The organism is Aquabacterium sp. (genome assembly GCF_049274795.1).
In the GTDB taxonomy this organism is placed as follows: Bacteria; Pseudomonadota; Gammaproteobacteria; order Burkholderiales; family Burkholderiaceae_C; genus Aquabacterium.
In genome coordinates this window covers 53,082-76,498 of record NZ_JBASTH010000042.1, presented here as the reverse complement: position 1 = coordinate 76,498, position 23,417 = coordinate 53,082, and the positions used below count along the sequence as shown (strand labels likewise).

The 23,417-nt window shown below is 66.3% G+C and carries 27 protein-coding genes, 2 pseudogenes and 2 riboswitches; of the genes and pseudogenes, 8 read left to right on the top strand and 21 right to left on the bottom strand.

The window, feature by feature from the left end:
* Positions 1-2 precede the first annotated feature (2 nt).
* The 3 genes and pseudogenes from WAQ08_RS07265 to WAQ08_RS07255 all read right to left on the bottom strand — a co-directional run.
* Positions 3-611: an N-methyl-D-aspartate receptor NMDAR2C subunit gene (locus WAQ08_RS07265; RefSeq protein WP_422190448.1), complete on the bottom strand. Its 609-nt coding sequence runs from the start codon at positions 609-611 to the stop codon at positions 3-5.
* A 24-nt stretch (positions 612-635) separates the two neighbouring features.
* Entirely contained in the window at positions 636-1,193 is a 558-nt protein-coding gene (locus tag WAQ08_RS07260; protein WP_422190486.1) for a VOC family protein, read from the bottom strand.
* Positions 1,167-1,340: pseudogene (locus WAQ08_RS07255) on the bottom strand (DDE-type integrase/transposase/recombinase); the annotation flags it as partial. The pseudogene WAQ08_RS07255 and the gene WAQ08_RS07260, both read right to left, overlap by 27 nt.
* Positions 1,341-1,439: 99 nt before the next feature.
* Positions 1,440-1,521, top strand: a riboswitch (ZMP/ZTP riboswitch).
* A gap of 26 nt (positions 1,522-1,547) precedes the next feature.
* On the opposite strand from WAQ08_RS07255, the gene folB reads away from it, so the two are divergent.
* Positions 1,548-1,943 carry a dihydroneopterin aldolase gene (folB, locus tag WAQ08_RS07250; protein WP_422190446.1) on the top strand — a complete coding sequence of 132 codons (396 nt, stop codon included), beginning with the start codon at positions 1,548-1,550 and terminating at the stop codon, positions 1,941-1,943.
* On the opposite strand, the gene WAQ08_RS07245 is transcribed toward folB, so the two are convergent.
* Complete coding sequence (locus WAQ08_RS07245) at positions 1,900-2,790, bottom strand: LysR family transcriptional regulator (RefSeq protein ID WP_422190444.1); 891 nt, start codon at positions 2,788-2,790, stop codon at positions 1,900-1,902. The genes folB and WAQ08_RS07245 overlap by 44 nt on opposite strands.
* Before the next feature lie 87 nt (positions 2,791-2,877).
* Between WAQ08_RS07245 and msuE the strand changes: the two genes are divergently transcribed.
* Genes msuE through WAQ08_RS07230 form a run of 3 tightly spaced genes read left to right on the top strand, consistent with a single transcriptional unit; the run spans position 2,878 to position 5,560 of the window.
* Positions 2,878-3,459 carry an FMN reductase gene (msuE, locus tag WAQ08_RS07240; protein ID WP_422190442.1) on the top strand — a complete coding sequence of 194 codons (582 nt, stop codon included), beginning with the start codon at positions 2,878-2,880 and terminating at the stop codon, positions 3,457-3,459.
* Positions 3,460-3,505: 46 nt separating this feature from the next.
* On the top strand, positions 3,506-4,489 hold the full coding sequence (locus tag WAQ08_RS07235; RefSeq protein ID WP_422190484.1) for a DUF1852 domain-containing protein: 984 nt from the start codon (positions 3,506-3,508) through the stop codon (positions 4,487-4,489).
* 33 nt (positions 4,490-4,522) lie between these two features.
* Entirely contained in the window at positions 4,523-5,560 is a 1,038-nt protein-coding gene (locus WAQ08_RS07230) for a methionine synthase (protein WP_422190440.1), read from the top strand.
* A 39-nt stretch (positions 5,561-5,599) separates the two neighbouring features.
* On the opposite strand, the gene WAQ08_RS07225 is transcribed toward WAQ08_RS07230, so the two are convergent.
* The 3 genes from WAQ08_RS07225 to WAQ08_RS07215 are packed head-to-tail and all read right to left on the bottom strand — an operon-like array spanning position 5,600 to position 9,407.
* Positions 5,600-7,687 carry a TonB-dependent receptor gene (locus WAQ08_RS07225; protein ID WP_422190438.1) on the bottom strand — a complete coding sequence of 696 codons (2,088 nt, stop codon included), beginning with the start codon at positions 7,685-7,687 and terminating at the stop codon, positions 5,600-5,602.
* 25 nt (positions 7,688-7,712) lie between these two features.
* Entirely contained in the window at positions 7,713-8,528 is an 816-nt protein-coding gene (locus tag WAQ08_RS07220; RefSeq protein WP_422190436.1) for a DUF4465 domain-containing protein, read from the bottom strand.
* A 45-nt stretch (positions 8,529-8,573) separates the two neighbouring features.
* Positions 8,574-9,407 (bottom strand): PEP-CTERM sorting domain-containing protein, encoded by an 834-nt coding sequence (locus WAQ08_RS07215; RefSeq protein ID WP_422190434.1) that lies wholly within the window; start codon positions 9,405-9,407, stop codon positions 8,574-8,576.
* A 152-nt stretch (positions 9,408-9,559) separates the two neighbouring features.
* A riboswitch (cobalamin riboswitch) is annotated at positions 9,560-9,796 on the bottom strand.
* A 262-nt stretch (positions 9,797-10,058) separates the two neighbouring features.
* Between WAQ08_RS07215 and WAQ08_RS07210 the strand changes: the two are divergent.
* From WAQ08_RS07210 to WAQ08_RS07195, 4 genes and pseudogenes are all read left to right on the top strand, one after another.
* Positions 10,059-10,277: pseudogene (locus WAQ08_RS07210) on the top strand (DUF6444 domain-containing protein); the annotation flags it as partial.
* A 301-nt stretch (positions 10,278-10,578) separates the two neighbouring features.
* The gene (locus WAQ08_RS07205) at positions 10,579-11,037 is read left to right on the top strand and encodes an IS66 family transposase (RefSeq protein ID WP_422190432.1); all 459 of its coding nucleotides are present in this window, start codon (positions 10,579-10,581) and stop codon (positions 11,035-11,037) included.
* Positions 10,991-11,251, top strand: coding sequence for an IS66 family transposase (locus WAQ08_RS07200; RefSeq protein ID WP_422190430.1), 261 nt, complete (start codon positions 10,991-10,993; stop codon positions 11,249-11,251). Before WAQ08_RS07205 ends, WAQ08_RS07200 begins: the two co-directional genes overlap by 47 nt.
* A gap of 373 nt (positions 11,252-11,624) precedes the next feature.
* The gene (locus tag WAQ08_RS07195) at positions 11,625-12,425 is read left to right on the top strand and encodes a class I SAM-dependent methyltransferase (protein ID WP_422190428.1); all 801 of its coding nucleotides are present in this window, start codon (positions 11,625-11,627) and stop codon (positions 12,423-12,425) included.
* A 9-nt stretch (positions 12,426-12,434) separates the two neighbouring features.
* On the opposite strand, the gene WAQ08_RS07190 is transcribed toward WAQ08_RS07195, so the two are convergent.
* The 14 genes from WAQ08_RS07190 to WAQ08_RS07125 all read right to left on the bottom strand — a co-directional run bounded on the left by WAQ08_RS07190 (position 12,435) and on the right by WAQ08_RS07125 (position 23,394).
* Positions 12,435-13,331 carry an NAD(P)/FAD-dependent oxidoreductase gene (locus WAQ08_RS07190; RefSeq protein WP_422190426.1) on the bottom strand — a complete coding sequence of 299 codons (897 nt, stop codon included), beginning with the start codon at positions 13,329-13,331 and terminating at the stop codon, positions 12,435-12,437.
* A 76-nt stretch (positions 13,332-13,407) separates the two neighbouring features.
* On the bottom strand, positions 13,408-13,845 hold the full coding sequence (locus WAQ08_RS07185; protein WP_422190482.1) for an Rrf2 family transcriptional regulator: 438 nt from the start codon (positions 13,843-13,845) through the stop codon (positions 13,408-13,410).
* Between the two features lie 109 nt (positions 13,846-13,954).
* Positions 13,955-14,215: an SDR family oxidoreductase gene (locus tag WAQ08_RS07180; protein ID WP_422190424.1), complete on the bottom strand. Its 261-nt coding sequence runs from the start codon at positions 14,213-14,215 to the stop codon at positions 13,955-13,957.
* A 437-nt stretch (positions 14,216-14,652) separates the two neighbouring features.
* A complete protein-coding gene (locus WAQ08_RS07175; protein WP_422190422.1) occupies positions 14,653-15,147 on the bottom strand; it encodes a cytochrome c-type biogenesis protein in 495 nt (164 codons plus the stop codon).
* Between the two features lies 1 nt (position 15,148).
* Positions 15,149-15,706 (bottom strand): DsbE family thiol:disulfide interchange protein, encoded by a 558-nt coding sequence (locus WAQ08_RS07170; protein ID WP_422190420.1) that lies wholly within the window; start codon positions 15,704-15,706, stop codon positions 15,149-15,151.
* Positions 15,707-15,727: 21 nt separating this feature from the next.
* Positions 15,728-17,731 carry a heme lyase CcmF/NrfE family subunit gene (locus tag WAQ08_RS07165; protein WP_422190418.1) on the bottom strand — a complete coding sequence of 668 codons (2,004 nt, stop codon included), beginning with the start codon at positions 17,729-17,731 and terminating at the stop codon, positions 15,728-15,730.
* Positions 17,728-18,186, bottom strand: a complete 459-nt coding sequence (ccmE, locus tag WAQ08_RS07160) for a cytochrome c maturation protein CcmE (RefSeq protein WP_422190416.1) — start codon at positions 18,184-18,186, stop codon at positions 17,728-17,730. Before ccmE ends, WAQ08_RS07165 begins: the two co-directional genes overlap by 4 nt.
* Positions 18,183-18,401: a heme exporter protein CcmD gene (gene ccmD / locus WAQ08_RS07155; protein WP_422190414.1), complete on the bottom strand. Its 219-nt coding sequence runs from the start codon at positions 18,399-18,401 to the stop codon at positions 18,183-18,185. The genes ccmE and ccmD overlap by 4 nt, the downstream gene beginning before the upstream one ends.
* Positions 18,398-19,186 carry a heme ABC transporter permease CcmC gene (ccmC, locus tag WAQ08_RS07150; protein ID WP_422190412.1) on the bottom strand — a complete coding sequence of 263 codons (789 nt, stop codon included), beginning with the start codon at positions 19,184-19,186 and terminating at the stop codon, positions 18,398-18,400. The genes ccmD and ccmC overlap by 4 nt, the downstream gene beginning before the upstream one ends.
* A 40-nt stretch (positions 19,187-19,226) precedes the next feature.
* Positions 19,227-19,895, bottom strand: coding sequence for a heme exporter protein CcmB (ccmB, locus tag WAQ08_RS07145; protein WP_422190410.1), 669 nt, complete (start codon positions 19,893-19,895; stop codon positions 19,227-19,229).
* Positions 19,895-20,608: a cytochrome c biogenesis heme-transporting ATPase CcmA gene (gene ccmA, locus WAQ08_RS07140; RefSeq protein ID WP_422190408.1), complete on the bottom strand. Its 714-nt coding sequence runs from the start codon at positions 20,606-20,608 to the stop codon at positions 19,895-19,897. Before ccmA ends, ccmB begins: the two co-directional genes overlap by 1 nt.
* Before the next feature lie 49 nt (positions 20,609-20,657).
* Complete coding sequence (locus WAQ08_RS07135; RefSeq protein ID WP_422190406.1) at positions 20,658-21,137, bottom strand: GFA family protein; 480 nt, start codon at positions 21,135-21,137, stop codon at positions 20,658-20,660.
* Positions 21,134-22,564 carry an aldehyde dehydrogenase family protein gene (locus WAQ08_RS07130; RefSeq protein ID WP_422190404.1) on the bottom strand — a complete coding sequence of 477 codons (1,431 nt, stop codon included), beginning with the start codon at positions 22,562-22,564 and terminating at the stop codon, positions 21,134-21,136. Before WAQ08_RS07130 ends, WAQ08_RS07135 begins: the two co-directional genes overlap by 4 nt.
* Positions 22,565-22,572: 8 nt before the next feature.
* A complete protein-coding gene (locus WAQ08_RS07125; RefSeq protein ID WP_422190402.1) occupies positions 22,573-23,394 on the bottom strand; it encodes a tetratricopeptide repeat protein in 822 nt (273 codons plus the stop codon).
* Positions 23,395-23,417: the final 23 nt, after the last annotated feature.

Here is a 23,417-nt window from a genome sequence, read left to right as displayed (position 1 = left end):
TGTCAGCCGATGGCGCTGCGCAGGTTGATCCGCGCCTGGGCCTCAAGCTCGGTCCTGAAATGATCCGTGCTGTAGATGTGTGGCCGTGCCAGAAAGCTGCTCAGGACTTCCTTGCGCTTGACCTTGTACACGTCGCTGGGTACCCAGCTGTACTCGATGGCCACCTGCCGGTCGTACTCCTGAAACCGCGCTGGTGTGGCGCCTAGGATGGCCAGGTCGATGTCCACGAGCAGTTGCTGATCGGCCTCCGTGGGGATGGCGCTGTGCAGGGTGGCCATGATGAGTGCGTGCACGCGCGCCTTCACCGGATCGGTGGCGCCGGCCTGGGTCAGGGCCTGGCGCGCCCACTCGGCGCTGCGGCGTTCGTTGTCCGGACCGTGAAGATCGTAGACAGCATCATGAAACCACAGCGCGATCTCGACCTCGCCAGGGTGATTCGCCACATCGATCACCCTTGAGAAATGGCCGATGCATTCATCCAGGTGCTGCCGTGTGTGATAGCTGCGGTGCGGCTCATCGTAGGCTTTGATGAGCCGCTCGAACTGCGCTGTATCGCCTTGCAGGGACAGGTGCGCCCACGCGCGGTCCCAGGATGCTTTCAGTGCTTCCATGTGATGGTGCGCGGGCGTGGCAGCTCAGGTCGACGCATCCGACCACACCGCAAATTCGTTGCCGGCCGGTTCTGTGAAGTGAAAGCGCCGTCCACCCGGAAAGGCGAAGATGGGTTTGATGATGGCCCCCCCGGCGTCGGCCACCTTGGCCAGGGTGCCTTCAAGATCCTTGCTGTAAAAGACCAGCAAGGCCGCGCCGTGCTCGGTCGACGACTTCAGGCTGGCCTTGAAGAAGCCGCCATCGAGCCCTTGTCCGGAGAAGGCTGTGTACTCAGGCCCATAGTCCACGAACGACCAGTTGAAGGCGCGCTGGAAAAACGACTTCGTGGCGGACAGGTCCGCAGAGGCGAACTCGACGTAGTTGAGCTTCTCGTGTTCATGCATTGGAGTTGACCCATTTCCGTGGATGGTTATTGACTTGATTCTCAAGCCATCGCAACGAGCATTTTGCGCTCGCTGACGTCGGGCTGGATGATGACTTCCTGGGGCTGCTGTGGCGACGGCGGGTGTTGTACCAACCCTCGATCCAGGTGAAGACGGCCATGCGGGCCTGGGCTCGGGTTTGCGTTGGGCAAGGGCCATGTTCAACGCCAACAGGGCAAGTTCGCTCGTCATGTTGTCTCCGATGGCCCAGCCCACCACGCGCCGACTCCAGACATCCACCACCACGGCCAGATACACGAAGCCCACCCAGGTTGGGATGTAGGTCATGTCGGCCACCCACAGCTTCGCGTGGCACACGCGGCTGCGCGAGGCCGGCTCGATGCTGCCGGCCGAGGTGCCGCTGCCGGTGCTCAGCGCGGCCTGAGCGCCAAATGGTCCATACTCACGCCATCGCACAACTGGCGACGAGAGGTGGGCAACCACCGTGAAGTGCGATCTCTGCAAGCCGCGCGCCTGGGCACCTTCCACCTTTGCCATGCAAGAAGGAGCCCCATGCGCACCACCGTTTCCATCCACGGCCTGCAGGTCTACGGCTACCACGGCCTGTTCGACGAAGAGCGTCGCCTCGGCCAGAAGTTCCTCTTCGATGTCCGCTGCCAACTGGTCGACGTGCCCACGCACCAGGACGATCAGCTCGACCACTCGGTTGGGTACGACGTGCTGGCCAACGAGGTGTCCAGCATCTCCGCCGCGCAGAAGTACAAGACCGTCGAGGCGCTGGCCGAGACCGTCGCCCGCACCCTGCTGGCGCGCTACAGCGTCATGGCCGCGCTGGACATCAAGGTCGCCAAGCTGAGCCCGCCCATGGCCCATGCCTTGACATCGGCCACCGTGGAGGTATCGCTCAGGCGAGACGAGATCCGCGGGCCAGGTCCACAAACGCCTTGAGGTAATCGATCTCGATGTCGGCCTCGCGGGCGCCCAGGTAGATCTGCTTGGCGATGCCCTTGGGGCCCAGGCGCACAGGCACGACGTTCATCTGGTCGGCGTACTCCTTCACCAGCCAGCGCGGCAGCGCGGCCACGCCCCGCCCACTGGCCACCATCTGCAGCATGATGTCCGTGGTCTCGATGGCCTTGTGGCGCTTGGGTGAGATGCCCGCTGGCATCAGGAACTGCGTGTAGATGTCGAGCCGGTCGGAGGGGACCGGGTAGCTGATCAGCACTTCCTGGGTCAGTTGCCGGGGCTTCACATAGGCCGCCGAGGCCAGGGCATGCCCCTTGGCCACCACCAGCACCTGCTCATAGTCGAACACCGGCTCGAAATGAAGGCCCGGCTTGTAGAGCGGGTCAGGCGTCACCAGCAGGTCGATCTCGTAGCCAAACAGGGCGCCAATACCGCCGAACTGGAACTTCTGCTTCACGTCCACTTCCACGTCCGGCCAAGCAGCGAGGTAGGGAGAGACCACCTTGAGCAGCCATTGGTAGCAAGGATGGCATTCCATGCCGATGCGCAGCGCCCCGCGCTCGCCCTGTGCGAACTGGCCCAGGCGCTCTTCAGCCAGATCAAGCTGGGGCAGCACACGGTTCGCCACGGCCAGCAGGTACTCGCCAGCCTGCGTCAGCCTCAGGCTGCGCCCCTCGCGCAACCAGATGTCCGTGCCCAGTTGCTGCTCCAGCTTCTTCATGCTGTGGCTCAAGGCCGACTGGGTGAGGTTCAGCACGCCCGCAGCGGCCGTCAATGACCCCTGCTTCTCGACCTGCTGCACGACGCTGAGATGGATGCGCTCAAGCATTCAATGATTTTCATTCATGGATACGTGAATTAAAACCATTTTACTTCATCGAACAAGGTCCATACCATCGCAGCCATGAAAGCAGCAATGACACGGCCACTGCGCGTGGTAGCGGTTTCCGGCGGGCTGCAAAGCCCCTCCAAATCGGCAGGCCTGGCCAGGCACCTGCTGGAGCTGATCGCTGACCAGGTGCCGTGCCAGCAACGCCTGGTCGAACTGGGGCAACTGGCGCCGCAGTTCACGGGTGCGGTCTGGCGTTCCCAACTGCCCGACACCGTGGAGCGGGAACTGGCCGCAGTTGAGCAGGCTGACGTGCTGGTGGTGGCCACCCCGGTCTTCCGTGGCTCGTACACGGGCCTGTTCAAGCACTTCTTCGACTTGATCGGGCAGGACGCCTTGATCGACAAGCCGGTGTTGTTGGCCGCCACCGGCGGCAGCGAACGCCATGCCTTGGTGATCGACCACCAGTTGCGGCCGCTGTTCAGCTTTTTCCAGGCGCGCACCTTGCCGCTGGGCGTCTATGCCACCGACAAGGATTTCGTGGATTACCGCCTGCGCGACGAAGCCTTGATCGAGCGGGCCACGCTGGCGGTCCAAAGGGCATTGCCCTTGATCGAATTGACGCGCCACGCCAGCCCTTGTGCCGCAGAGCAAATGCTCGCGGCCTGAAACAAGACCCGGCTTTTATTCCAGAACATCAGTGCAGCAGATCATGATGAACGAAGACTTTACTTTCAGCCTCAAGAGCATCTGGTTCGATGAAGACTACCAGCCATCGGGCGGTACGCGCATCACCACCAACTTTGCCAACCTGGCGCGTGGAGAGAGCCGGCAACAGAACCTGCGCAACACGTTGAGGATGATCGACAACCGCTTCAACGCTCTGGCGCATTGGGACAACCCGACGGGAGACCGCTACGCCGTCGAACTTGAGATCATCTCCGTCGAGATGAGCATCGGCGCCAAAGGCAGCCATGGTGTATTTCCGCTGATCGAGATACTGAATATCTGGATTCTCGACAAGAAGCTGAACAAGCGCATCGACGGCATTGCTGGCAACAACTTCTCATCCTATGTGCGCGACTACGACTTCAGTGTCTTGCTCCCGGCGCACAACCTCCATCGGGCAGAGTTCAGTACGCCAGGCGATTTCGGAGATCTGCATGGGAAGCTGTTCAAGCATTTTGCCAATTCGAGCACCTACAAGGAGCGCTTCAACAAGCGCCCGGTCATCTGCATCAGCGCATCGACCAGCAAGACTTATCAGCGAACCGGGAATGAGCACCCTGTTCTGGGCTTCGAGTACCAGCAGAACGAACTGTCCTCGACCGATCAGTACTTCGCGAAAATGGGGATGCAGGTGCGCTTCTTCATGCCGCCAAACAGTGTTGCGCCCTTGGCCTTCTACTTCTTTGGCGACCTGCTGAGCGACTACACCGCTCTGGAGTTGATCGGCACCATCAGCACGATGGAGACCTTCCAGAAGATCTATCGCCCGGAGATCTACAACGCCAATTCTGCGGCGGGCAAGCTCTATCAACCGAGCCTGAAGTACCTGGATTACTCGTTGACGCAAATTGTCTATGACCGGGAAGAGCGCAGCCAGTTGGCGGTCAAGCAGGGCAAGTTCACGGAAGAAAACTTCATCAAGCCGTACAAGAACGTGCTTGACCAGTGGGCAGCCAATTTTGCGCACTGACCCCACCCCTATTTGCCTCAAAGGAATCCACAGATGTTTGAAACCTCCATCGCCGGCAGCCTGCCCAAACCCTCCTGGCTGGCTGAAACCAACAAGCTCTGGCCCAAGTGGGCGGCTGAAGGCGATGCGCTTCTTCAAGCCAAGGCCGATGCGACCCTGCTGTGGATCAAGGCCCAGGAAGATGCAGGTCTGGACATCGTGTGCGACGGCGAGCAATCGCGACAGCACTTCGTGCACGGCTTCCTGGAGCAGGTCGAGGGCATCGACTTCGACAACAAAGTGAAGATGGGCATCCGCGACAACCGCTATGACGCGATGGTGCCGCAGGTGGTCTCAACCCTGCGCCTGAGAGGCCGCGTGCATGCCTTCGAAGCGCAACTGGCACGCGCGCATACCAAGAAGAAGCTGAAGTTCACCCTGCCCGGCCCGATGACCATCGTCGACACGGTGGCGGACCGCTTCTACGGCGGCAATGCCGAAGGACGGGTCAAGATGGCCTTCGCCTTTGCCGAACTGCTCAACCAGGAGGCCCTGGCGCTGCAGGCCGACGGCGTGGACATCATCCAGTTCGACGAGCCCGCCTTCAATGTCTACATGAAGGATGCCGCAGACTGGGGCGTGCAGGCGCTTGGGCGCGCAGCACAGGGCCTGACCTGCAAGACGGCGGTGCACATCTGCTACGGCTACGGCATCAAGGCCAACACCGACTGGAAGAGCACCCTGGGCGAAGAATGGCGCCAGTACGAGCTGGTGTTCCCTGCGCTGGCCAAGAGCCGCATCGACCAGGTGAGCCTGGAATGCATCCACTCGCATGTGCCGCCCGACCTGATGAAGCTGCTGGAAGGCAAGGACGTGCTGGTCGGCGTGATCGATGTGGCCAGCGACGTGGTCGAGACACCCGAGGAGGTGGCCGACACCATCGGCCAGGCACTGCAGTTCGTTCCGAAGGACCGTCTGTTCCCCTGCACGAATTGCGGCCTGGCGCCCATGGCACGGGACGTGGCGTGGCGCAAGCTGCAGGCCTTGGCGAAAGGCACGAGGCTGGCCAAGGAACGGTTCACCAAGGCGTGATGCCTTAACGGCTACGAAGCGCCGCCCCCGATACCCCCATCACATCGACCACTGCATCGACAGGAAGTACCGCCTGTCGGGCATGGGATAGACGGTCTGGCTGTAGGCCTTGGTGGTGTAGACCTCGTTGAACAGGTTCTGGATGCCCAGGGTCAGGCTCAGGCCGTGCACCGGCCCCAGGCGGGGCTGCCAGCGCAGTTGGGTGTCCACCACCCGGTAGGCATCCAGCCTGGGCAGCTCATTGGCCCAGTCGTTGCCGTCGTAGCGCCCCCCCACGAAGCGCGCATTCACCGACCAGGACAGCTCAGGCATCAGCCGCAGCCACGCGGCCCCGCTCACCGTGTGGCGGGCCACCAGCGGTACATCGCTGTCCAGCCCGGTGAAGGTGGGCTTCACGTAGGCCCACTGCAGCTGCAGCTTGACGCGGGAATCCGGCACCCAGGTCACGTCCAGCTCGCGCCCCTGGCGCCGGGTCTGCCACGGGTAATTGCGGTTGTAGGAGTCGCCACCCGCCTCGATGGGGCCGTAGTAGATCTCGTCGTCGATGCGCATGTCGAACGTGCTCACAGCCAGTTGCCATTGCGGCGAGGGCTCAAAGCGCAGGCCGATTTCGCGCGTGCGGCCATGCTGGGGCCGCAGATCAGGGGTGGCCTTGGCCAGCTCGTCGAGGTTGGGCAGGCGCGTGTGGCGGCTGATGCTGGCAAAGGGCTCCAGGCCCATCGGCAAACGCCAGCTCCAGCCCAGCTCGCTGCTGCGCTGGCTCCAGCGGCGCTTGTCTTCGGCGTCGAGGCTGCCGAACTGGTAGCGCTGCTCACGCACACGCATGGTGTCCAGGCGCACGCCAGCATGCACCTGCATGCCCTGCACGGGCGATAGCTGCACATCCACATAGCGGGCCCGGGTGCGCGCCTGGCCGGTCATCTCCGTGGTCGGCTCTTGCAGGCCACCTTCTGCCCGGCGGTAGTGCCCATCGGAAGATTCCAGGCCGAACATCACCGACTGCGGCAGGCCGCGCCATTTGGTGGTGAAGGTCTGTGTGACCTGCATCCAGTCACGCTCGGAGCGGATGTTGTTGAGCTGATCCTTGATCTGCTCGGCCACCTCATAGCCAGGAAAGTTCAGGGGCTCGAAACCGATCAGGTAAGGATTGCGACGCTCACGGTGCGTGAACGCCACCGCCAAGCGCGACCATTCGTTGCTGATCGACAGGCCCGCGCCATGGCGCGTGTCGTCCGTCTCGCCCCCGTCGTACAGCGATGCCGCACGGCGCCGCTGTGATGAGGTGCCCTTGAGCGCCTCGATCGGCAGTGGCCCGGGCATCCCGTAGCGATCCCAACTGGCCGCCGTGCGCAGGTAGGCATCGAGCAGGAAGCCGCCGCCCAGGGACGGGGTGAAGCGCAGCTCGCCCGAGACCTTGTTGCCCCAGTAGTCACTGTTGGCGCGGTACCCATTGCTGCTGTTGTGCGACACCTGCAGGCGTGCGGCCAGATCACCCACACCGCCTTCGATGGCGGCCTGTGCGGCGCGCGTGCCGTACGAGCCCAGGGTGAAGCTCATCTTGCCTTGGGGCGGCCCTGCCTGCGGGCGCCGGGTGGTGATGTTGATCACCCCGGCCACGGCCCCGGGGCCGAAGCGCACGGCACCGCCGCCACGCAGCACCTCGATGCGCTCGATCTGCGCCAGCGACAGCGTCGACAGGTCAGCACCGGACAGGTCCATCTCGTTGAGCTGTTCGCCATCGACGATGACCAGCAGGTTGCTGCTGGCCGTGTCGCCCATGCCCCGCATGTCCACGGTCGATTTCTTGTCGTCCCCGTAGAAGCTGTGCACCGTCAGGTTGGCCTGCGTGGCCAGCAGCTCCGTCACCGACGAGGCCGGCGAACGGGCGATGTCATCGGCCGTGATCACCTTGACCAGGTTGCTCGTCGAGATCGGTGGCGCCTTGCTGCCGGTCACGGTGATGGTGGGCAGGCCCGTACCAGCGTCTGCCGAGGCAGGCGCGGAAGTAGATGCAGCCCCGTCCGCAGCAGCCTGCGCCCACGCCAACGGGGACGCGAGTGCCGTGGCGAGCGCGCCTGCCAGCAGGGTCAGGCGCAGGTCACCGTGGCCATCAGCCATGCCTGTCATGAACACCGACCTCACCCGAGGTGGTTCAGCGCCGGGACTGGCGCCGCACGGCACCGGCCATGAAGCCCAGGCCGAGCAGCATCATCGCCAGCGTCGAGGCCTCGGGCACCGCAGCAGCGGTCACGCTCAGGTTGTCCAGCGCGAAATAGGTGGGGGTGTTGATGCCGTACAGGCCCGTGTCGGACGAGGTCATCTGGAACTCGATCGACGAGACCGCGCCCAGGCTGCTCAGGTCGACATTGGCCCACTGGTCCAGGATGTAGTCCTGGCTGTTGTCGGCAAAGCGGTAGTCGGCCAGGTAGAAATCGACCGTGCCGGTGGTGGCGCCCAGCGCATCCTTGCCGATGATGCTCAGCAGGAGCCAGTCAGCATCGTTGCCGGACGCCCCGCCGAACTTCTTGGCGAAAGAATCGCCGTTCTTCATCGACAGCGCGGCATAGGTGTTGTTGGTCAGGGCCACGCTGCCGGCCAGCACCGGGGCCTCGAAGGTGATGGCCGTGGGCACGCCTTCGTACGCGGACACATAGGCCAGCGCGAAGTTCTGCGAGCCGCCGGCCGCCGCCGCGTTGTAGACGCTGAACTGGTTCTCGAAGCCCTCGGTCACGCGGTCCGTTTCATTGCCGAAGGTCCAGCCCGACCAGCTGCCGTAGTCGCTGTTGTAGCGGTGCTCGAACGTGGCCGCGCCACTGGTGAAGGTGGCCGTGGCCTCGGGGAAGTAGTGGCTGGAGGGGGCCAGCGACAGCTCTTCGAACGTACTGACGATGGAGGCCGCCTGGGCGCTGGTGGCGGCAGCCAGAGCGGCCAGCGAAACGGCGCAGGCTTTCAGGAAGGGGTGCATCATGGCGTGATCTCTGATGGAAGGTGGTGGGGCGTGGGCGCGGCCAGATCAGGCGGCGTGCTTCGAGCCCGTGGCCCGCGCATGACGTCGGGCCAGGCACAGGCCGCCCAGGCCGAGGGCGAACAGCGCCAGTTGCGACGGCTCGGGCACGGCCGGCGTCGGCGTGATGGCGGCGTAATGGATCACGCCCACGGCATCGAGGTCGAAGCCAGCGCTGCCGGTGGTGGGGTACGGGTCATAGATGGGGCGGCCAGCGCTGTCGAGCGACGTGCCGTTGCCCACGATGTCCACGATGCGCACGTACTGCACCTTGTTGACGTCCAGGCCAGCGGTGCCGGCCAGCAGATCCAGGTCAAAAGGCGTGCCGTAGCCCTGCTTGTACTTGCCGGCCAGGCCATCGATGTTGGTGGGGTCCACAGCACCGAAACCGCCCACGGGCTTGGTGGTCAGCGATGCGCTCGGGAAACGGAAGAAGTCGACGCCGTTGGAAGACACCTCCACATAGCCCAGCTCCAGGAAGGTGTCGCTGAAGCTGTTCTCGAACACGGCGAAATCAGCGCCTGTGCCGTTGGTGATGTAGCCGCCGAAGGTCAGCGTGATGCTGCCGCCATCGCCCAGCACGACCACGTCGTAAGAGTCGCCAACCGCCTTGCCCAGGGCCTTCTCGGGCGTCTTCCAGGTGGCGTCCACGCCGGTGCCGGGCAGGTAGTTCACATAGCCCGTGGCCCAGTTGGTGAAGCTGGCGTCGTCCTTGTAGATGGCGGTGGAGCCGGGCTTGCCGGCGGCCGGGGCGTAGGGGCCGGCATTGGCCCCACCTGACGCGCCGAGCGTCAGGGCACCGAGCACCAGGGTGGAGAAAAGCGTGTTTCGCAGCGCGCGCATGGGAGCTCCCAGGTCGCCTGCAGACAAATATGCTGCAGGCAGGTTGAAGGAGATGCGTGGCGAGAAGGGCTGTGCGAATGCTGCCTGTCCGATGTCGCAGCGCAAGCCACGGCCATGGATGGCACATGTCACCGCCTGGTTGCCCACCGCAACATCGGATCACGCTCCAGGCCGGTCTCCGGGCTTTTGAGTGCGCGAGAAGCGCCGAAGATCCGCCTTCCCATGCCTGGGCACAGTGGCTGGCACCGTATGTGTCCGATGCCGTGGATCGCCTTGACTCACTTACCGTTGCGGGGGCAGCGCCGGACTCGCGAAATCGCTCACCGGCTTCCCGTTTCACCCTTGGCAGCGAGGACCGCAGCAAGGGCACCTGAAACAGGCGCGAGTGTAATCCCTTATCCCTCAGGGAAGCTCCAACCTCACACCCCCTTGAATGAGGGGCGCGCTTGGTCAGCCTTGCTGCGTAGGCAAGCAGTGCTCGATCTTGGCAACACGTTCCCAGCGCTATGGGAGCGGATATTGGGACAGTGAGATGAGTCCATTGTCTTCGGCCCAAGCGGATATGTGCGTATTCAGCCCCCCGGCCATAGGTGAGGCATGTGCCTCACAGTGGTTCATGCCGGCATGAGCTTTGCCTGATACTGAGCGGCGATGAGCAGCCAAGCTGCCCCTATTGATCAGCAGATACCGCAGGCGCTTGCGGACAAGCCAGCGTCGCTGGAGCAATGCCACGCGGTCATCGATGCGCTGACGCTGCAGATCGAGCAGTTGCGTGAGCAGATGGCCGCGATGCAAGAGCAACTCAAGCTGAACTCGCGCAATTCCTCGAAGCCGCCGTCCTCGGATGGTCCGGCTCGCCCGAACCGCGCGCAGCGTCGTGCCAGCGAGCGCAAGCGTGGAGCGCAAAAGGGTCACTCCGGCAGCGACCGAGCGCTGCTCGACGAGCAGGAACTCAACGGTGTGCACGACTGCCTGCCCGAGCCGCAGTGCGAATGTGCAGATCAGGTGCACGTGCGGGGCAAGCCGGTGCCTCACCAGGTCTTTGACATTCCGGCGGTGAAGGCCGATGTGCAGGAGTACAGACTGTACAGCGGGGTGTGCGCCGGTTGCGGCAAGGCGCACCGTGCGGTCTTGCCGGCGGGGGTGCCCAGCGGACAGATCGGCCCGCACCTTGGCGCAGGCCCCGCTGGTGCACATGGACGAGACGCGCTATCCCCGAGAGGGTCTGGGTGCCAACTGGGTGTGGGCTGCCGTGCAGCCGGCACTGGCCGTCTTCAGCGTGCTGCCTTCGCGCGCCCGGTATGTGATCCATGACCTGATCGGTGTCGAGCCCCAAGGCATCGTGGTGTCCGACAGATATGCGGCCTACGCCTACATCGATGCCAGGTGTGCTGGGCGCATCGGCACCAAGCTGCTGGGCATGGGCTACCTGCTGTTTCGCTGGCGTGATCAGGGCAAGACCTGCACCGAGTTCGAGCCCTTGCAGCGCCGCGTGCGCCTGGCATTGAGCCGGGGGGGCCGAGCTTGCAGGATGCAAACGAACCCGGGCCACCTGCCAAAACCTGCTCAAGCTATGGCCAGCCTTGTGGACCTTCGCGGACAACCCCACCGTGCCACCGACCAACAATGATGCCGAACGCGCCATCAGGGGCATCGTGCTCAAACGCAAGATATCGGGGCCGACTCGCTCCAGACGAGGTGACGAGTTCATCGCTCGGGGCTTCAGTGTGCTCGAGAGTTGTCGCCGACAGGGCCGTGACGTGATCGCCTACATGCATCAGGCTGTCATCGCATGGATCGATGGCTCGGCCCATCCCCGCCTCGTGCCCCAACGGAACTCTTGATTCTTCCTGATCATCAGGCGAATCACTCCTGAGCCGATGCCTCTACAGCTATGCGCACAGGGGGGGCTGAATAGATACTACGAGCAACGCTGGCATGCGGCACAGCACAAGAAGGCCGCGTAATCGATGAGTTAAGAACTCCGGGAAACAAGGGCAACCTCACCAAGCGTGAGGGCGCTTGCCTGCGTCGGACGTCCGTGGGGTTCTGAGGCCCGCTGCTTTGCCCCAGCCTGTCCGAAGGCCATGCATTGCCCCGCATGCGGCCAAGTTTGCGGCGGGGCTGGATGTCAGGCAGGGGGGCGACACGCCGCGATGACACAGAGACGGACACTCGACCGTCTAAGATCGGCGTAGCACAGGATCCCTCTCTTCCATGACCACACCCCGCCATCCCTCCATCCAGGACATCGATTTCGGCCAGCTCTACCGTGAGCACATGGCCGCGGTAGGACGGGCCAAGCCGCCCTCGGTCTGGGATGCCCGCGCCGATGGGATCAAGCCACCCAGCGCGAATGATCCTTACACCCAGGCCTTTGTGCAGCGCATGGACCTGAGCGGCTGTGAGGCCTTGCTGGATGTGGGCTGCGGTGCCGGCAACATCGCGTTGGCCGCAGCCCCGTTGCTGCGCACGGTGGTGGGCCTGGACTACAGCCCGCGCATGCTGGCCTTGTTCCAGCAGAACGCGCAAGCCCAGGGTGTGCCGGATGCGCGCGCCATCCTGCGCTCCTGGACGGACGATTGGGCGGACGTGCCCGAATGCGATGTGGTCGTGGCTTCGCGCTCGACCGCCGTCATGGACATGGAACAGGCGCTGGGCAAGCTGCACGACAAGGCCCGCAAGCGTGTCTACCTGAGCAGCCTGGTGGGTGGGCGCTTCAGCGATGTCACGCTGCAGGCCGCCGTTGGGCGCCCGGTGCCGCCGGCCTTGCCGGACTACATCTACATCGTCAACATCTTGCATGCCCAGGGCATCCAGGCGCGGGTGGATTTCATCGCGGCCGGGGCGCCGCGTGCCGTCTACCGGCGCTTCGAGGATCTGCTGGCCCAGGTCCAGGCCCGCGAGGGCGAGATCACCGAGGCGGAGCAGGCCCGCCTGCGCGATTGGTTCTCGGCGCAGGCCTTGGCCAAGCCTGCGCCACCGGCTTCGTGGGCGATGGTGTCCTGGGAGACGTAGCAGCGAGTGTCAGTCCAGCCCGAACATCAGCGAACGGTGTGCCCCCACGCCGGCCATGGCCCCATCACCGACAGCCAGTGGGACGGAGCCGGCTGCTCTGGCCAGATCACCGCAGGCGAACACGCCCGGCACGGTGGTGGACTTGACCGCGTCCGTGCGCACGTAGGAGCCCATGGGGCTGTCGTCCAGGGCGCAGCCCAACTGCGTGGCCAGTGGGCCGGGCTGGATGCGTGAGGCGATGAACAGGCCGGCCAGATCAAAGTGGCGACCATCGGCCATGATCACTTGCAAGACGTTCGCATCACCTCTCAGATGCGCGACCGGGCCTTGCACCAGCGACACACCACGGGCCTGCAACTGCGCCAGGGTGTCCGCCGCCGGCATGGGCTGCTTGTGCAGGAAAAAGGTGGTCGGCCCCCAGTCAGGCAGCATCAGGGCCTGGTGGCTCGACATCTCCGATGTGGCCAGCACGCCGATGGCGCCCTGCTGCAGTTCGTAGCCGTGGCAGTAGGGGCAGTGGAACACCTGGCGGCCCCAGCGCTCGGCCAGCCCAGGCAGGGTGGGCAGTGCATCGCTCACGCCGCTGGCCAGGATCACGCGGCGCGCATGGTGCTGTGTGCCGTCCTGCAGGGTCACGCTGAAATCGTCGGCCTGGCCGCTGAGCTGAACGGCCCGTGCCTGCGCCCACTGCACGGTGCCGTAGGCCATGAGCTGGGTGCGTGCCGTGGCGGCGATCTCATCGGGCGCGACGCCATCCTGCGTGAGAAAACCGTGGGAGGCTGCGGCAAAGCGGTTGCGCCGCAGCCCTTCGTCCACCACCAGCACAGCGCGGCGGGCGCGCGCCAGGGGCAGGGCGGCCGACATGCCCGCATAGCTGCCGCCAATGATGATCACGTCGTGTTTCATGAGAACTCCAATCAATTTGTATCCTTTGATGATACGTATTGGGCGGGCCGTTGACCCGAGGAGGGGTTATGCCCCTTCAGCGTGATGGCTTATGAGGATCGGGGTGGCGTGTGTCGCGCAGGCGGCATTGCGCGTCGAACTGCCGGGCCAGGTCGGCCAGCGTGACGGCGCCCAGGCGTGAGAGCAGCAGGGCCTCGGCCTGCTGCAGCGAGTCAGCCAAGGCATCGTTGACGACGCGTGCGACGGCGCAGTTGGCATCGTTGCGGTCGGGCCCGATGGTGAACAGCGTGGGGCCCCCGACCGCCTGGTGCACGTCCAGCAGCGTCACTTGCCGAAGGTCACACGCCAGCCGCCAGCCGCCCTGGGGGCCTCGCTCTGACGACACCATGCCCGCCTTGCGCAGCCCGGCCATCGTGCGGCGCACCACGGCGGCGTTGGTGCCCAGCATCTCGGCGATGCGCTCGGAGGTGAAGGGCTGGTCGTCGCGTGCCATGTGCAGCAGCACGTGCAGCATGCGGGAGAGGCGGCTGTCGGTTCTCAAGGCTGGCGGGTGTGGGGTTGCGAGGTGTGAAACAGTGAGGCCGTGGAGAGCATACAGTGCGGCTCACCAGCGGCAGGCAGGATCACACCGAGCGCGTCAGCCCGCCGTCAACACGCAGGTTCTGGCCGGTGATGTAGGCAGCACCTTCGGAGGCCAGAAAGGCCACCGTGGCCGCGATCTCGTCGGCCTTGCCGTAGCGCCCCAGCGGCACGGTGCTGCGGCGCGCATCCGTGGCGGGCAGGCTGTCGATCCAGCCTGGCAGCACGTTGTTCATGCGGATGTTGTGCGGCGCGTAGGTGTCCGTGAAGATCTTGGTGAAGGATGCCAGGCCCGCGCGGACCATGGCCTGCGCTGTTGACCAGCACGTCGACGCGGCCCCGACGGTCCAGCGTCTGCTGCACGATGCGGCTCAGATCGTCCATGGACTGGTTCGAGCCCGTGACGCCGAGGCCGCCCAGTTCGGTGGCCAGGGCTTCGCCCTTGTCCGACGAGGACGGATGGCGATGTGGAATCCGTCTGCGGCCAGGCGCCGCGCAACGGCAGCACCCATGCCGCTGCCACCTGCGGTGACGATGGCAACCTTGTCAGTCATCATGTGTCCTTTCTCAGAGAGAGCGCACCCACGCGTGCGTGGTGCGGCGCATGAAGCCGGCAAAAGCCTTGCAGGGCGTCGATGGCGGTGATGCGTCGGCGCAGTTCAGTAGGAGGCAGGGCAGGCGCGGAAACACTCATCGGCGCGCACGATACACCAGCGGCCTGCGCCCAATGCAGCGCAGGGGCTTACCAGATGCTGTCCGGCGCGTCGTTGTGGTCGGAGGCGGCGTCTTTGGGCTCGGTGCCTGGGCGCGCACGCCGCTGGACGATGAGCAGGGCGCCAAGCCCCAGCAGGGCCAGCGGCCCGCCCCACAACAGCCACGTGAGCTGGGTGACGGGTGGGCGGTACAGCACGAAGTCACCATAGCGCTGGGCCATGAAATCACGCACCTGCTGCTCGGTGGCGCCACCGGCCAGTTGTGTGCGCACCTCGGCCTTGAGCTGGCGTGCCAGCGGTGCGGTGGACTCGGCCACAGTCTGGTTCTGGCAAACCAGGCAGCGCAGTTCGGAGGCCAGGCTGTTCACGCGCTCTTCGAGGTGGGCATCGCCATGGGGGCCTACCGGTACGGGGCCGGCGCCGGTGGGGGGCAGGCCGTCCGGCACCAGGGCGTGGGCAGGCAGGGTGCCTGCCAGCAAAGCCACCAGGCTGGCCTGCGTGAGTCGGTGCGACAGGGTGGTCATGTCAGCCTCGCTCCAGTTCGGCGATCAGGGGCAGCAGGCTGTCCTGCAGCACCTGCGGGGTGATGGGGCCGGCATGGCGCAGGCGGATGCGGCCCTGCTTGTCGATCACGAAGGTCTCGGGCACGCCGTAGACGCCCAGTTCCATGCCGACACGGCCATCCACGTCCTGCGCGGTGGTGAGGTAGGGATCGCCATGGTGGTTCAGCCAGGCCCGGCCCTTGACGGGATCGTCCTGGTAGTTCAGGCCCACGATGGGCACGCTGTGCGTGCGCGACAGGTCCACCAGCAGCGGGTGCTCTTCGCGGCAGGCCGCGCACCATGAGGCCCACACATTGAGCATCCAGACACGCCCTTGCATCTGGGCCGGGTTGAACGGCGCGGGCGTGGCGGTGCCCATGCCTGCGCTGGGCAGATCGGTGGGCAGCGGTGCCAGGCTGAAGCGGGGCACGGGGTGGTCCACCAAGGGCGATGGCAGGGCGGTGGGCGCACGCCCCAGCGGCTGCCACAGCATGGCGGCCAGGGCCAGGAAGATGCCCAGTGGCAGAAAGTAGCGAAGCATGGTGGTGAGGCTCCGTAGGGCTCAGGCGGATGCTGGCTTGGGTGTGGACGTAGATGCGGTGGCCGCAGGCAGGGGGGCTGCATCGGGCGCACCGGCCTTGGCACGGGCGGTCTTGCGTCGGCGGTCGAAAGCGGCGATCAGGCCGCCACCGGCCATCAACAGGCAGCCGGCCCACACCCAGCCCATGAAGGGCTTGACCTGCACACGCACGCCCCAGCGGCCTTCATCGGTGGTGCCACCCAGTGACACGTACAGGTCACGCAGCACGCCGCGGTCGATGGCGGCCTCCGTCATCGGCATGCGCTGCACGGTGTAGATGCGCCGCTCGGGGTGCAGCACGGACACCACCTGGGCATCGCGTGTGATCTCGAAGCGCGCGCGGGCCGCGATGTAGTTGGGCCCGTCCAGTTCCTGCACGGATTGCATGGCGAAGCGGTAGCCGCCCAGATCGACGGATTCGCCCACCCGCAGGCTGAGATCCTGCGAATGCGCCAGGCCCTTGAGCAGGGTCACGCCCAGCACGAACACGCCGATGCCGGCATGCGCCACCACCATGCCCCAGTAGGCGGGGGGCTGCTGGCGCAGCCCGGCCAGCCAGCCCAGCGAGCCCTTGGCGCGCGACACGACATGACGCAGCGTGGCCAGCAGGATCCAGGCGCCCAGCGCCACGCCCGCTGCCATCATGGGCGAGCCGATGCGGCTGAGGGACAGGCTCGCGCCCAGCAGCACGGCGGCCAGGGCGCTCCAGCGCAGCATCTGCCTGGCCTTCGTGGGCTCGGTCTGGCGCCAGGCCAGCCAGGGGCCGATGGGCAGCGCGAGCAGCAGTGGCATCATCAGCGGCACGAAGACCGATTCGAAGTAGGGCGGGCCGACCGAGATGCGCCCCAGGTTCAGCGCATCGACCGCCAGCGGGTAGAGCGTGCCCAGCAGTACGGTGCCAGCGGCCACCACCAGGAACAGGTTGTTGAGCATCAGCGAGGCTTCACGAGACAGCCACCCGAAGGCCGGGCCGCTGGCCCACTTCGGCGCGCGCCAGGCGTACAGGGCCAGCGAGCCGCCGATCACCAGCGACAGCATCACCAGGATGAAGCGGCCGCGCGCCGGATCCGAGGCGAAGGCATGCACCGAGGTCAGCACGCCCGAGCGGACGAGGAAGGTGCCCAGCAGCGCAAGCGAAAACGCCAGGATGGCCAGCAGCACCGTCCAGCTGCGAAAGCCTTGCCGCTTTTCGGTGACGACCAGCGAGTGCAGCAGCGCTGTGCCCACCAGCCAGGGCATGAAGGACGCGTTCTCCACCGGATCCCAGAACCACCAGCCGCCCCAGCCCAGCTCGTAGTAGGCCCAGAAGCTGCCCAGCAGGATGCCCAGGGTCAGGAAGGACCAGGCCGTCAGCGTCCAGGGCCGTGCGCGGCGGGCCCACAGCGGATCGGGCTGCCCGCTGAGCAGCGCGGCGATGGCGAAGGCGAAAGCCACCGAGAAGCCCACATAGCCCATGTAGAGCAGCGGCGGGTGGAAGATCATGCCCGCGTCCTGCAGCAGGGGGTTGAGGTCTGCGCCATCAGCAGGCACGGGTGAGATGGCTTGGAAGGGGTTGGAGGTGATCAGCATGAAGCTCAGAAAGCCCGCACTGATCAGGCCCAGCACACCCAGCACGCGAGCGCGCAGCGGCGCATCCATGTCGCGGCCGAAGAGGGCCACGGCCATGGCCCAGGCGTTGAGCATCAACTGCCACAGCAGCAGCGAGCCTTCATGGCCACCCCAACTGGCCGCGATCCGGTACTGCAGCGGCAGCAGGGAGTTGGCGTTGCGCGCCACATAGGCCAGGCTGAAATCCTTGTCGATGAAGGCAGCGACCAGGCAGCCGAAGGACAGGCCCACCAGCAGGCACACGCCAATGGCCAGGGGCCGTGCCAGGGCCATCCAGCTGCTCAGGCCACGCGCCGCGCCCCACAAGGGCATCAGGCCCAGCAGGCACGATAGGCTCAGAGCCAGGACCAGCGCACTGTGTCCGATCTGTGCGTTCATGGGTTCTTTCCTTCAGCGGGTGCCTTGCCGTTGGCCGCCTGCTTGAGCGCGGCGCTGGCTTCGGGCGGCATGTAGTTTTCGTCGTGCTTGGCCAGCACCTCGTCGGCCTTGAAGACCTTGTCCGGCCCCAGCCGGCCCTGGGCGACCACGCCCTTGCCTTCCTTGAACAGGTCGGGCAGCAGGCCCGTGTAGAGCACGGGCACGTGCTGCACGGTGTCGGTCACGACGAAGCTCACGGTGAGCCCATCGGCATGGCGCTTGATGCTGCCCACCTGCACCAGGCCGCCCACGCGCAGGCGCTGATCAGCCGGGGCTTCGCCCGAGATGATCTGCGTGGGTGTGAAGAAGAACACCAGGTTTTTTTCGAACGCGGACAGCACCAGGGCCGCCGAGGCGCCCAGGGCCACCAGGCTCAAGGCCGCCAGGGCCAGGCGTTTGCGGCGCACCGGGCTCATGCAAGGCTTTCCTTCTGATCGGCATGCCCATCATCGTTGTCAGGCGCATCCAGCCGGGCGTGGATGGCACGGGTGGCCGCCTGGCGGCGTTGTGCCAACAGGATCTGCTCCAGCGCGATCGCCGCCAGCATCATGCCCAGCGATCCCCACACGTACAGGCCATAGCCGCCCATCTCGATGAAGGCTTGCCAACTGCTCCAGTACACCGCGCTCATCGTGTCACCTCCGGCAGGCGGGCCACCCATTGCGTGTCCTGCTCACGCTCCAGGATCAGGCAGCGCAGGCGTTTCAAGGTGGCGGCGATGGCATACGCCCACAAGCCGGCGGTGCACAGCACCAAGCCCAGCAGCATGGTGTCGGCGATGGTGGGCGCGGCCGTCATGCGGATGGTGGCGCCCTGGTGCAGCGTGTTCCACCAGGTGACCGAGAAGTAGATGATGGGGATATTGACCACGCCGACCAGGGCCAGCAGCGCGCCGGCACGGTCGCCCCGCTGCGGGTCATCGGTGGCTGCCTGCAGCGCCATGAAGCCGATGTAGAGAAAGAGCAGGATCAGCTCCGACGTGAGCCGCGCATCCCACACCCACCAGGTGCCCCAGGTGGGCTGGCCCCACAGGGCGCCTGTCCACAGGGCCAGGAAAGTGAACAGCGCGCCGGTGGGCGCCAGGGCGCGCGCCATCATCGACGACAGGCGCGTGTTGAACACCCAGCCGATCACGGCCCAGAAAGCCATCAGCAGGTAGATCAGCATCGACAGCCAGGCCGCGGGCACGTGCACGAAGATGATGCGGTAGGCCTCGCCCTGCTGATGGTCGGTGGGCGCCAGGCCCAGGCCCACCCACAGGCCCAGGGCGGTGAAGGCGATGGCCAGCAGCATGAAGCCCGAGGCCAGTTTGCCGGCCACGGGGTAGAAACGTTGGGGGGCCGCGAACTGCAGCACTGGCAGCAGCCAGGGGCGTGGTCGGCGTGTCGGTGGCGAGCGCAAGGTGCCGGTGTTCATGGGGTCTCCTTCAGCGGGGCTGTTGTCTTTGTGGTGTGGTTTATTCCAGGGCCAGGCGCAGGGCCGCGGCCGTGGCCCATGGGCACAGGGCCAGCGCACCGGCGAGCAGGCCCGCCAGCAGATGCAGGTTGGCCGAGGGGCCTTGCGGGCCGGCCCAGGCCCCAGCGGCACCTGCGCCGAAGATCAGCACGGGCATGCACAGTGGCAGTACCAGCAGCGAGACCAGCACGCCCGCGCCGCGCAAGCCCAGCGTCAGGGCCGCGCCGATCGCGCCCAGCAAGCTGAGCACAGGGGTTCCCAGCAGCAGGCTCAAGGTGAGCGCCCCCATGGCATCGGGCGCCAGCCCGAACTGCAGGGCCAGCAGTGGTGACAGCAGCACCAGCGGCAGCCCGGCCAGCAGCCAGTGTGCGATCACCTTGGCCAGCACGATCAGCGCCAGGGGCTCGGGCGAGAGCAGCATCTGCTCGAGCGTGCCGTCGGCCCAGTCCTGCTCGAACAGGCGGCCCAGCGACAGCAGGCTGGCCAGCAGCGCGGTGACCCACAGCACGCCCGGTGCCATCGCGCGCAGCAGGCCGCCCTCGGGGCCCACACCCAGCGGGAACAGGGCAGAGGCCATCGCGAAGAAGAACAACGGCGTGAAGGCTTCGGCCCGACGGCGGCTGGCCAGCAGCACGTCGCGCCGCAGCACGGCCCAGAAGGTGCGCCCCATCAGCAGGTCTCGGCCTCACGATGGGGCTCCTGACGGATGGGCGTGGCGCTGGGCACGGCCGTGCGCCGGACGCGGTGGCGGTCGAGGTCGAGCGCCTGGGTGGGGGCGACAAGGGTAGGCGCCTCCTGGTGCGTGGTGTAGACCAGCACGGCGCCTGCGGCCAGGTGCTCGTCCAGCAAGGTGCTCAGTGCGGTGGCGGATTGGCGGTCCAGCGCATTGAAGGGCTCATCGAGTACCAGCAGGGGGGGCGCATCAGGCTGTGTGGCGGGCCACAGGGCCAGGCGCGCCAGGGCGCCACGGCGCCGCTGGCCTTGCGACAGCGTGCGCACGGGGGCATCGACGCGGTCGGCCAGGCCCAGGCGGGCCAGTGCGGTGCGGGCTTGTGCCGCGGAGCACGCACGCCCTGACAAAGCGGCTGCGGTGCGCAGGTTCTCGCCCAGTGTGAGGTCGTCCTTCAGCCCGGGCCCGTGGCCGATGTAGAGCAGCGTCTGCCGCAAGGCCTCGCGCTGCTGCGTGTACGGCTGGCCATGCCAGTGCAACTGTCCCGTGTGGATCGGGGTCAGGCCGCACAGTGCGCGCAGCAGGCTGGTCTTGCCGCAGCCATTGCGGCCGCGCACATGCAGGGCCTGGCCGGGGGGCACGTCGATGTCGACGTGCTCGACCAGCACACGCCCTCCTCGTGAGAGGGCCAGTTGTCGCGATTGCAGGCTCATGGTGGGGATGGGGCAAGAGCGTGTTGCGGCGGGGGCTTTGATACAGAGGTCAGCTGCCAGGCGGCTGTTTGGGCAGACAGGGCACGTCGGTGGGCAGGCTCACCCAAGGCTGTACGCTGTCGCACCACAGGTGCAGGCGCGGGCGCAGCCAGGCTGGGTCGTCCAGCGTGCCGGCCTTGACCACCAGCAGGCCGGGCCGGGCGGGCAGTTCGGTCAGCATCGGCGAGCCGCACTCACCGCAGAAGCGGCGGTGCACCGTGCGGCCGCTGTCGGCCGTGCCCAGGAAGGTCTTGAGTTCTCCTTCGAGGGCAAGGTCAGTGGCGGGCAGCGCGAACAGCACGGAGAAGGCCGAGCCCGACTGCTTCTGGCAATCACGGCAGTGGCACACCATGGCCGTGGCCCGTTCGGCCTGGGCGGTGTAGCGCACCTGGCCGCACAGGCAGCCGCCACGCAGCAGCGAGGTGGTCTGGCCTGCGTCGCTGGCCTGGCCTTGCGCCTCGGGCGATGCAGTGGCAGCAGGCGTGCTCATGCACCGGCTCCTGCCGTGCGCTTGAGCGACACGGTCTGCGGCAGCGTGTATTCCAGCAGGCCATCCTCGCCTTGCTCCACGCCCAGGCCCGATTGCTTGTGGCCGGCCATGGGCTTGTTGGGCGCGATGGTGTGGATCTCGTTGACCCACACGGTGCCGGCCTGCAGGCGCCGGCCAATGGCCAGGCCCTTTGCCTCGTCGGCCGTCCATACCGAGCCGCCCAGACCATAGGGCGAGGCGTTGGCGCGCGCCACGGCATCGTCGATGTCGGTGAAACGCAGCAGCGGCAGGATGGGGCCAAAGGGCTCTTCCTGCACGATGCGGCTGGTCTCGGGCGGGTTGTCGATCAAGGTGACGGGGAAGAAGTAGCCCGGCTTGTCGGCCACCTCGCCGCCGGCCAGGATCTTGTAGCCCTGCGCCTTGCAGTCGGCCAGCAGGCCCTTCAGGCGCTCGAACTGCGCCTTGTTCTGCACAGGCCCCAGCTCCACGCCGGGCTCGGTGCCGGCGCCCAGCTTCACGCTGTTGGCCAGCTTGGCCAGGGCCTGGGCCAGCTTGTCGTAGACGGCGTCGTGGATGTACAGGCGCTTGATGGCCAGGCAGAACTGCGCGCTGTTGGCAAAGGCACCCCAGAAGATGGTGGCGGCCACGGCGTCCACGTCGACATCGGGCAGCACGATGGCCGCGTCGTTGCCGCCCAGCTCCAGCGTCAGGCGCTTGAGCGTGGCCGCGCCGCTCTCCATCACCTTGCGGCCGGTCGCGGTCGAGCCGGTGAAGCTGATCTTGTCGATGCCGGGGTGAGCAGTCATCCACGGGCCCAGCGCATCGCCGCCGCTCACCACGTTGAAGACGCCAGGGGGCAGCGCCTCGCGCAGCAGCTCGCCGAACTTGAGGGCGGTCAGCGGCGTCATGGGCGAGGGCTTGAGCACCATGGTGTTGCCCGCCAGCAGGGCCGGGGCAATCTTGAAGAAGGCCAGGGCCACGGGGAAGTTCCAGGGCACGATGGCGCCCACCACACCCACGGGCACGCGGTGCACCTGCACCAGCGATTCGGGCGTGTCGGTCACGGTGTCAGGCTCCAGCGGCAGCTTGGCCACCTCGGCGCACCAATGGGCAGAGATGAACACCTCCTCCTGGGCCTTGGCCAGCGGCTTGCCTTGCTCCAGCGAGAGCAGGGCGCCCAGCGTGGGCGCGTTGGCGGCCAGGATGCCGGCGATGCGGCCCAGCACGGCGCGGCGCTCATTGAGCGGCGTGGCGGCCCAGGCGCTCAAGGCATGGCGCGCGGAAGCCACGGCCTGGTCGAGCTGTTCGCGCGAGGCATCGGGCACGGTGGCAATCACCTGCTCGGTGGCCGGATCGATGGCGTTGATCGAGGCGGCGGAGGTGACGGCCTTGCCGTCGATGGTCATGGTGTAGGCGGTCGTGCTCATGGTGCTGCTCAGTGGCGTTTCGGGGCTGCGGTGGTGGTGGATGTGGTGGAGGAACTGGCGGAAGCGGCGGGAGGTGTGGTCGTAGCGGTGTCCGGCGCAGCGGGCGTGGCACGTGGCTCGGTCATCTTGATGGCGCTGCGCAGGCTGTCGGCGAAGGGGTGCTGCGGGTCCAGTGCCGCCAGCGCGGCTTCCCAGTGCTCGCGGGCCTTGAGGGGCTGACCGCGCTCCAGCTCGGTTTTGCCCAGCAGGGCATGGGCCATCACGTTGCCGTTGTCTTTTTGCAGGGCCTTGTTGAGCAGGGTCTCGGCTTCCTCGTTGATGCGGCGGCCGTTGGCGTGGCCGATGGCGCGGCCCAGGTCGGACAGGGCCTGCGAGTCATCGGGCTTGAGTTTGACCAACTGGCGGTAGGCCTTCACGGCATCGGCGGGGCGGTCCATCACCGTGTAGGAGCGGCCCAGCATCTGCCAGCCTTCGGCGTCGTTGGGCTCCTTCTCCAGGCGCTCTGCCAGGCGGGCCACCATGGCTTCGGGATCGGCGGGCGGCTGTTGGGCGGTGGCAGCGCCCGAGGCTTGCGGCGCCTTGGCTTCGGCGCTCTGCTCCGGCGCATCGCTCTGGGCTGCGGCAGTGGCGGGCGATGGTGCCTTGCTGCTCGTGGTATCGGCGGCATTGGCGGCGTCGGCTTGCGGCGCATCGTTGGCGATGGCGCCAGCCGGATGGCCCAGCAAGGCGATGCCAATGCCGCTGGTCACGGCGACGAAAACGATCATGCCCGCCAACAATCGCAAGGATGGGCGGGCGCCAGGGGCTGAAGTGCTGGTGGGTGCGTTCATGCTTGGCTCGGTCGTGTTGAACG

Coding starts and splice junctions, on each gene's coding strand:
- WAQ08_RS07265 (WP_422190448.1), bottom strand. CDS start 611: ATGGAAGCACTGAAAGCATCCTGGGACCGCGCGTGGGCGCACCTGTCC.
- WAQ08_RS07260 (WP_422190486.1), bottom strand. CDS start 1,193: ATGGCCCTTGCCCAACGCAAACCCGAGCCCAGGCCCGCATGGCCGTCT.
- folB (WP_422190446.1), top strand. CDS start 1,548: ATGCGCACCACCGTTTCCATCCACGGCCTGCAGGTCTACGGCTACCAC.
- WAQ08_RS07245 (WP_422190444.1), bottom strand. CDS start 2,790: ATGCTTGAGCGCATCCATCTCAGCGTCGTGCAGCAGGTCGAGAAGCAG.
- msuE (WP_422190442.1), top strand. CDS start 2,878: ATGACACGGCCACTGCGCGTGGTAGCGGTTTCCGGCGGGCTGCAAAGC.
- WAQ08_RS07235 (WP_422190484.1), top strand. CDS start 3,506: ATGAACGAAGACTTTACTTTCAGCCTCAAGAGCATCTGGTTCGATGAA.
- WAQ08_RS07230 (WP_422190440.1), top strand. CDS start 4,523: ATGTTTGAAACCTCCATCGCCGGCAGCCTGCCCAAACCCTCCTGGCTG.
- WAQ08_RS07225 (WP_422190438.1), bottom strand. CDS start 7,687: ATGACAGGCATGGCTGATGGCCACGGTGACCTGCGCCTGACCCTGCTG.
- WAQ08_RS07220 (WP_422190436.1), bottom strand. CDS start 8,528: ATGATGCACCCCTTCCTGAAAGCCTGCGCCGTTTCGCTGGCCGCTCTG.
- WAQ08_RS07215 (WP_422190434.1), bottom strand. CDS start 9,407: ATGCGCGCGCTGCGAAACACGCTTTTCTCCACCCTGGTGCTCGGTGCC.
- WAQ08_RS07195 (WP_422190428.1), top strand. CDS start 11,625: ATGACCACACCCCGCCATCCCTCCATCCAGGACATCGATTTCGGCCAG.
- WAQ08_RS07190 (WP_422190426.1), bottom strand. CDS start 13,331: ATGAAACACGACGTGATCATCATTGGCGGCAGCTATGCGGGCATGTCG.
- WAQ08_RS07185 (WP_422190482.1), bottom strand. CDS start 13,845: ATGCTGCACGTGCTGCTGCACATGGCACGCGACGACCAGCCCTTCACC.
- WAQ08_RS07180 (WP_422190424.1), bottom strand. CDS start 14,215: ATGGTCCGCGCGGGCCTGGCATCCTTCACCAAGATCTTCACGGACACC.
- WAQ08_RS07175 (WP_422190422.1), bottom strand. CDS start 15,147: ATGACCACCCTGTCGCACCGACTCACGCAGGCCAGCCTGGTGGCTTTG.
- WAQ08_RS07170 (WP_422190420.1), bottom strand. CDS start 15,706: ATGCTTCGCTACTTTCTGCCACTGGGCATCTTCCTGGCCCTGGCCGCC.
- WAQ08_RS07165 (WP_422190418.1), bottom strand. CDS start 17,731: ATGAACGCACAGATCGGACACAGTGCGCTGGTCCTGGCTCTGAGCCTA.
- ccmE (WP_422190416.1), bottom strand. CDS start 18,186: ATGAGCCCGGTGCGCCGCAAACGCCTGGCCCTGGCGGCCTTGAGCCTG.
- ccmD (WP_422190414.1), bottom strand. CDS start 18,401: ATGAGCGCGGTGTACTGGAGCAGTTGGCAAGCCTTCATCGAGATGGGC.
- ccmC (WP_422190412.1), bottom strand. CDS start 19,186: ATGAACACCGGCACCTTGCGCTCGCCACCGACACGCCGACCACGCCCC.
- ccmB (WP_422190410.1), bottom strand. CDS start 19,895: ATGGGGCGCACCTTCTGGGCCGTGCTGCGGCGCGACGTGCTGCTGGCC.
- ccmA (WP_422190408.1), bottom strand. CDS start 20,608: ATGAGCCTGCAATCGCGACAACTGGCCCTCTCACGAGGAGGGCGTGTG.
- WAQ08_RS07135 (WP_422190406.1), bottom strand. CDS start 21,137: ATGAGCACGCCTGCTGCCACTGCATCGCCCGAGGCGCAAGGCCAGGCC.
- WAQ08_RS07130 (WP_422190404.1), bottom strand. CDS start 22,564: ATGAGCACGACCGCCTACACCATGACCATCGACGGCAAGGCCGTCACC.
- WAQ08_RS07125 (WP_422190402.1), bottom strand. CDS start 23,394: ATGAACGCACCCACCAGCACTTCAGCCCCTGGCGCCCGCCCATCCTTG.